This window comes from Intrasporangium sp., from assembly GCF_039812505.1.
In the GTDB taxonomy this organism is placed as follows: domain Bacteria; phylum Actinomycetota; class Actinomycetes; order Actinomycetales; family Dermatophilaceae; genus Intrasporangium_A.
This window is the reverse complement of record NZ_JBDIAQ010000175.1, coordinates 1-6636: the sequence shown is the minus strand read 5'-3', so window position 1 is coordinate 6636 and position 6636 is coordinate 1. Positions and strand designations below refer to the sequence as shown.

General features: G+C 73.0%; 5 protein-coding genes. 1 reads left to right on the top strand and 4 read right to left on the bottom strand.

The genetic code is table 11. The features are described from left to right. From WMI84_RS16095 to WMI84_RS16085, 3 genes are all read right to left on the bottom strand, one after another. The coding region (locus WMI84_RS16095; protein ID WP_347354791.1) for an MBL fold metallo-hydrolase at nucleotides 1-592 on the bottom strand (592 nt) is incomplete at its 3' end. Continuing rightward, the gene (locus WMI84_RS16090; protein ID WP_347354790.1) at nucleotides 589-1566 is read right to left on the bottom strand and encodes an RNA polymerase subunit sigma-70; all 978 of its coding nucleotides are present in this window, start codon (nucleotides 1564-1566) and stop codon (nucleotides 589-591) included. The genes WMI84_RS16095 and WMI84_RS16090, both read right to left, overlap by 4 nt. 94 nt (nucleotides 1567-1660) lie before the next feature. Beyond that, nucleotides 1661-2689 carry an alpha/beta hydrolase-fold protein gene (locus WMI84_RS16085; protein ID WP_347354789.1) on the bottom strand — a complete coding sequence of 343 codons (1029 nt, stop codon included), beginning with the start codon at nucleotides 2687-2689 and terminating at the stop codon, nucleotides 1661-1663. A 443-nt stretch (nucleotides 2690-3132) separates the two neighbouring features. Here WMI84_RS16085 and WMI84_RS16080 point away from each other — a divergent pair, with 443 nt between their 5' ends. Then, nucleotides 3133-4773: a family 20 glycosylhydrolase gene (locus WMI84_RS16080; RefSeq protein WP_347354788.1), complete on the top strand. Its 1641-nt coding sequence runs from the start codon at nucleotides 3133-3135 to the stop codon at nucleotides 4771-4773. A 151-nt stretch (nucleotides 4774-4924) separates the two neighbouring features. Here WMI84_RS16080 and WMI84_RS16075 read toward each other — a convergent pair whose 3' ends face one another. Continuing rightward, nucleotides 4925-6607 carry a Na+/H+ antiporter gene (locus WMI84_RS16075; protein WP_347354787.1) on the bottom strand — a complete coding sequence of 561 codons (1683 nt, stop codon included), beginning with the start codon at nucleotides 6605-6607 and terminating at the stop codon, nucleotides 4925-4927. Nucleotides 6608-6636: the final 29 nt, after the last annotated feature.

Below are 6636 nucleotides of genomic sequence, written 5' to 3'. Positions count from 1 at the left end.
CGTGGGCCAGCCACACCAAAGCAGGGTCGAGCGCGCGCACCAGCAGCTGGCCCTCGGTCCGCGGCTCGTCGAGCTCGCCGAACCAGACCGCCACGTCGCCGCCGACCACCACCGGGCGCCTGCCGGTCCCGACCACGACCACCTGCGTGCCGCGGGTGTGGCCCGGAGCCGGGACGAGCCGCAACCCGGACAGTAGCTCGAGCTCGCCGTCGACCGGCACGTACCGCACGCCGGGCGCGTCGACCCACTCGCGGATGGTGTAGTCGTCCCGGGTGCGCGCGTCGTCGAGCTCCCGGCGCTGGACGTAGACCGGCCGGCCGGGGAACAGGTGGTTGCCGCCGCAGTGGTCGAAGTGCAGGTGGGTGTTGACGACGATGTCGATGCCGGCCAGGTCGAAGTCCTGGGCGCTGAGCGGCCGCAGGCGCGGGTCGAGGTCGGCCACCGCCGGGTGCAGCCGCGTCATACCCGTGTCGACCAGCACCCGCGCCTCGGGGTGCTCGATGACGTGCACGTAGACCGGCAGGCGCTCGCCCTCGGCGAGCAGGTCGGCGACCAGCACGGGCGTGACGGTGACCGGGGCCGGGGCGCTCACCGCGCACCGTCCCGCTCACCGAGCCGCGCCGGCAGGTCGAAGTGGCGGAACATCGCCGCGCCGAAGATGACGACCTCGGTGACCAGCCCGTCCTGCACCCGCAGGACGTCGACCGCCAGCGGTTCGTATGCCGCACCGCCCGGCCGCCGCGCGTAGGCCGCCACCGCCGGCTGGCCGTTGGCGCCGACGGACAGGCAGCGCAGGCTGCCGAAGTCCGCGGACCCGAACCCGCCGTCGGCCCAAGCCCGCACGACCGGTCCGCGCCCGACCCAGAGGCCGGGCGTGGGCGGCATACAGAACCGGACCTGCTCGTGCAGCAGCGCGGCCACGCCCTCGAGATCGGCGCGCTCGCAACACTCGACGTAGCTGGCCAGCAGCTCCCGCTCGGCACTCGTTGCCTCGGCGGCGGGCCGCCACGTCTCCCGGTCGCCGGGCAGCCTGTCGCGCAGCCCGCCCCGGGCGCGCTGCAGCGCGGAGTTCACCGACGCCGTCGTGGTCCCGAGCAGGTGCGCGGTCTGCTGCGCCGAGCAGCCGAGCACGTCACGCAGCACGAGCACCGCCCGTGGCAGCGGGGCGAGGTGCTGGATCGCGACGATGAACGCCAGCTCGATGGTCTCCCGGGCCAGCACCACGTCCGCGGGGCCCTCGCGCCGGTCGGGCAGCTGCTCGAGCAGCTCGTCGGGATAGGGCTGCAGCCACGTGACCTCACCGTTCGGGCCCCGCTGCCGGGGCCGCCGGGCCAGGGCGTCGAGGCAGGCGTTCGTCGCGATCCGGTACAGCCACGCGCGGACCGACGCCCGGCCCTGGTACGTCTCGCGGCCGCGCCACGCGCGCAGGAGCGCCTCCTGCACCAGGTCCTCGGCCTCCTCGAACGAGCCGAGCAGGCGGTAGCAGTGCAGGTGCAGCTCGCGGCGGTGCGGCTCGACCCGGGCGGTGAAGGCGCGCTCGTCGAGCGGGCGCAGGTTCTCGGTCATGGACGTCATGGTGGGTATGACGGCAGACGCCCCGAGAACTCATCACCCGCGCCGGCCGGATGCCGCTCAGCCGGCTCCCGCGCCGGGCCCACCCTCAGGGCGCGATCCGCTGGGCGAGCCAGGCCAGCGAGAGCGGGTAGCGGTAGTCGATCCCGCCGTGGCCCGCGTCGAAGGTCTCGAAGTGGATCCGCTCCGCGGGCAGGCCGGCCCGGCGGATCGCGTCGTGGAAGGCCTGCGCCCCGATGTCGAGGTACCACTCGTCCCGGGTGCCGGCGTCGATCCACACCGCTCGCCACGACGTGACCGCCGCGGCGCGGCTCTCGACCATGCGCACCGGATCCCAGTCGAGCCAGCGCTGCCACACCGGCGGCACCAGCCGGCCGGTGACCGGGTCGAAGGGTAGCCGCGGTGTGCCGTCCGGGTCCGCCGAGAAGCAGGCCGCCACCCCGAGCAGCATGAGCAGCTCCTGGTCGGCCGCCTTCGTGAACGCGGTCCGGCCGCGGAAGTCGGCCCACCACCGCTGGATGTCACCCTCGTAGTCGCGCAGGTGGCGCACCGCACTGGCGAACCCTGGCAGGTAGCAGTACTCGTACAGCGAGTCCCCGGCGTGCGTCGCGAGCGCCCCGAACAGGTCCGGGCGCAGCATCGGGGTGATCATCGCCCCGAAGCCGCCGCTCGACTTGCCCATGATCGCCCGGTGCTCGCGGTCGGCCAGCGTCCGGTAGCGCGCGTCAACGAACGGCACCACCTCCTGGCAGGGGTACGTGTGGTAGTCGCCCGTCCCGGGTGAGTCGACGAACTGGCTGCCGCCGTATGCCGTCCACGCGTCCACGTAGACCACGATCGTCGGCGGCGCGGTCCCGGTCGCGAACACCGCGTCGGCCGTCTCGGGGAACGGCTGACGGAACGGCTGCCGGTTGCGCCACATCGCCAGGTGGCCGGTGTAGCCCTGGATGACGTAGACGGTCGGGTAGCGCCCGGCCGGCTCGGCGTCATACCCCGGCGGCAGGTACACCCACAGCGGTCGCTCGTGGGGGTCACCCAGCGGGTTGCCGCGCAGCGCCGCGCTGTCGACGACGTGCTCGTCGAGGCGTCCGGCCAGGTCGGTGCTCCAGGGCAGCATGCCCCACCGTAGCCCGGGCCGGACGGTGCGCGTCGCGACCGGCCGCCTTGACCGGGTTCTGCTGCGCCGGAAAGTGCACCGGCACCCCGGAGGCGCGGGTCGCCTCCGGGCCCGTGGCGGCCTGCGACAGCCGAGCGCAGCAGCCATGGCCCCAGTTCACGCCTTGCTACTCCAGAAGTATGAAGGTCGACCTGGACCCCGTTCGAGGCAGCGAGGCCAACAAGCGTCGACCAGCAGTGATCGTCAGCGACGAATGTGGTGGCCGCACGGTGAGGCCCGTTCCGGTGTGCCGACAGGCCCGCGCGGTTGGGGGCCGGAGCCTCAGGACGTGGCATTGTCGGGGGGACGGGCGTGGCAACGGCTGCCCCCGGGAGACCCACGGGGGCGAGAGCCCCGCACGTTCGTCTGCCTCGTTTCATCAGGTCAGCTCGATAGGAACCACCATGACGCTACCCGTCGTTCCCGCCCCTGCCCGCTGCCTCGGCGGGGCTGCAGCTCTCGAGATCCGCGCAGGGCTGGCCGTGACCGCCGGCGGCCCCGGCCTGGCCTCGGTGGTGCGGCGCTTCGTCGAGGACGTGCGGCTGGACTGCGGCATCGCGCTCGAGGTTGTCGAGACGACCGGAGCCGGTCCGGCCGTCACTGTGGAGCTCGGCTTCCACGAGCTGGACTCGGTTCCTGCGGCCGGCGGTGTGCGGGCCGACGGCGCGGTCCCGGACGGTGCGGACGAGCGTCACGGCATCCGTATCACCCCCGGCGGCGTCCGCGTGTGGGGCGCCACCGCCGAGGCGGCGTACCGCGGGCTCACCACGCTCCGGCAGCTCATCTCCGCCGCCGCGGACGACGGTGCGGCGACCCTGCCGACAGCGACGATCCTCGACGGGCCGCGGTTCGCCTGGCGCGGGCTCTCGCTCGACGTCGCTCGGACCTTCCACGGCCCCGAGCAGGTCCGTCGCGTCATCGACATGTGCTCGCTGTTCAAGCTGAACGTGCTGCACCTGCACCTGACCGACGACCAGGGGTGGCGCATCGAGATCCCGAGCCGGCCGGCCCTGACCACGATCGGTGGCACGGGCGCCATGGCGGGCCGCCCCGGCGGGTGGTACTCGCAGGCCGACCTCGCCGAGCTCGTGGCGTATGCCGGCGCCCGCTTCGTGACGCTGGTTCCCGAGATCGACATGCCCGGTCACACCGGCGCGGTCTTCCGCTCGTACCCGCAGCTGGCACCGACAGGGGCGACGGTCGGCGAGGTGGCTCCGGGGCTGGCGCTCGGCACCCTCGATCCCCACCAGCAGGAGACCTGGGCCTTCGTCGAGGACGTCCTGGACGGGGTGATCGCGCAGTTCCCGCAGAGCGCCTACGTGCACATCGGGGGCGACGAGGCGTTCGGCATGCCCGATGCCGACCATGCCGCGTTCATCGAGCGGGTGGCCGCTCTGGTGAAGGCCCGCGGGCGGCGCGTGGTCGGCTGGCAGGAGATCGCCCGCGCGTCCCTGCGCGGCGACGAGCTCGTGCAGTACTGGATGGAACCCGCCGCGGCCGCGGCCATGGTGGACGACGAGGCGCTGCGCGCGATGGTCCCGCAGGACCTCCTCCCGCTGCTCGCGGAGAACCTGGCCAAGGCCGAGCACGACGTCCCACGCGCCCTCGGGATGGGCGCCAGGCTGCTCATCTCCCCGGTCTCGCGCCTCTACTTCGACTCCCCCCAGGGGGACGGCCCCATCGACTCGAGCCAGGCGCAGCTGCGCGCCCAGGTCGGGCTGCCGGTCTACCCGGCGATGTCGCTGCGCCACGGCGTCGAATGGGACCCGGTCCAGGACACGCCGGGCGTGACCGGCGACGAGCAGATCGCCGGTGTCGAGGCGGCGATCTGGTGCGAGACGATCCCCACCGGCGACGCCCTGGAGTTCCTGCTCCTGCCGCGCCTCGGGGGTCTCGCCGAGAAGGCGTGGGCGCGCCCCGCGGTGACCGAGTGGACCGACTACGCCGCCCGGCTCGCCCCACAGCCGAAGGCCTGGGCCGCGCGCGGATGGACCTGGTTCGCCGCCGACTCGGTGCCGTGGACGACCGGGACCGTAACCGGCTGATCCGACGTGGGAGCAGGTCCTCCGCCGCTCCGGGTGGGTCTGGTCCCGGTCTGCTCCCGAGCGGGGACCGAGCCCGGTGCTCGCTTCCGCTCCGGTCCCGGCCGTCACCCGGCGGTGAGACCGCCCCGTCGAACGCGCTGGTCCAACGCCGTCAGGCGAACGGCTCGATTCCGGTGAGGCGGAGTTCTTCGAGGTCGATCCGGGTCTGGATGCGCCAGACGACGGCATCGTCGATGGTGCCGGCGCGACGTAGTCGCAGCAGGGCCTCGCGCTTGCGGTCGAGCATGGCAAGCCGCAGCCGGGTGTACTCCTCGTCGCGGGCCAGCGGGTCGTACTCGGCCAGCTGTACCGGCCGGGCCTGCCGCCCGCCCTGGGTAGTGGTGCCTTCACCGTGCAGCATGGCCTCCAGCTCGTCCACGCGAGGGTCCGGGGGTGGTGCCGCCGAGTTCCGCCTCGCCCGGACGAGTGCGAGGTGCTCCTCGTAGTCGCGGGTCAGGCGTTCGCGGACTTCCGGGCTGATCGCATGTTCGGCGGCGAGGTCGGGTAGCGCCGCGACCGCGGTGGCGGTGATCTCCTGTTCGGCCAGGCGCAGCTCCTCTTCGGCGGTGTCGTCCTCGTCGAGCCTGGCCCACCGCACGATCACCGGCAGCACCGGTCCTTGGACCAGCAGGGTCAGGAGGATGACGCCGGCGGTGACCACGACGATGTCGTCGCGGGCCGGGAAGTGGGTTCCGTCGGCCAGGGTGGTGGGCACGGACAGGGCGATGGCCAGTGAGACGGCGCCGCGGAACCCGGCGACGGCACCGACCACCCTGGCTCGGTAGCTCGTCCGTCGGGCACGTTGGGAGGGACGGCGATCCAGCAGTCGGATGACGAGGACGGTGAGCTGGGGGAACACGAAGCGGATGACGATCAGGGCGATCCAGACCGCCACGACCATGCCGAGCAACCGCAGGCCCTCGTCGCCGGCGAGGTTGCGTACCGCGGCGTGGGACTCGAGCCCGATGAGGGCGAACAACGCTCCGTTGAGCAGGTGGGAGCCCAGCGGCCAGACCGATTCGGTGTGCCTGCGCGAGGCGGCGTTGCTGATCCGTCCCGAGACGTAGGCGATCAGGAGCCCGGCGACCACGACGGCGAGGACTCCGGAGGCCCCGATCAGCTCGGCGACCAGGTAGGCCGTGAAGGGAGCCACGAGCAGGCAGATGTTGATCACGCCCGGGTCGCGCAGGCGACTCATCAAGGCGAAGGCTGCGCCGGCGATGAGCAGCCCGCAGGCGATGCCGCCGAGGTAGGACAGCAGGACCAGCCCTGTGACGTGGAGGGCGGAGTAGTGCTGGCCCGACGCGAGGCCGACGGCGATCGCGTACACCACCAGTGCGGTCCCGTCGTTGGTCAGGCTCTCGGCCTTGAGGAGCGTGAACTGGCGGTGCGGCAGGGTCCGCCCCAGTGCCGCCGCGGCGGTCGCGTCCGGCGGGGCCACCGCGGCGCCGAGGACCAGCGCGGCACTGAAGGGCATCCCGAGCGCGGTGGCGATGCCGGCGACGCCGAAAGCCGTCGCCACGACCAGCAGGGTGCTCATGATCGCGATCCCGCGGAAGTCGCGCCTGATCGAGCGCAACGAGGTGGTCAGGCTCTCCCAGAACAGGAGCACCGGAAGGAAGATCAGCAGCACGGCCTCGGGCGGCAGGTGTACCCGGCCCAGTGCGGGCACGAACCCCAGGGCCAGGCCGAAGATCACCAGCAGCAGCGGGGGTGCGACCCGCACCCGTGGAGAGAGCACGGCCGCGGCCAGGATCAGCAGTCCGAGCAGGACCGTTACCTCAAGCCCACCCATGACTGCTCACTGGCCCGTCGGCCGATCGC

Bases quoted from the DNA above. Each gene is read 5' to 3' on its own strand.
- WMI84_RS16090 (WP_347354790.1), bottom strand. From the start codon at position 1,566: ATGACCGAGAACCTGCGCCCGCTCGACGAGCGCGCCTTCACCGCCCGG.
- WMI84_RS16080 (WP_347354788.1), top strand. From the start codon at position 3,133: ATGACGCTACCCGTCGTTCCCGCCCCTGCCCGCTGCCTCGGCGGGGCT.
- WMI84_RS16075 (WP_347354787.1), bottom strand. From the start codon at position 6,607: ATGGGTGGGCTTGAGGTAACGGTCCTGCTCGGACTGCTGATCCTGGCC.
- WMI84_RS16085 (WP_347354789.1), bottom strand. From the start codon at position 2,689: ATGCTGCCCTGGAGCACCGACCTGGCCGGACGCCTCGACGAGCACGTC.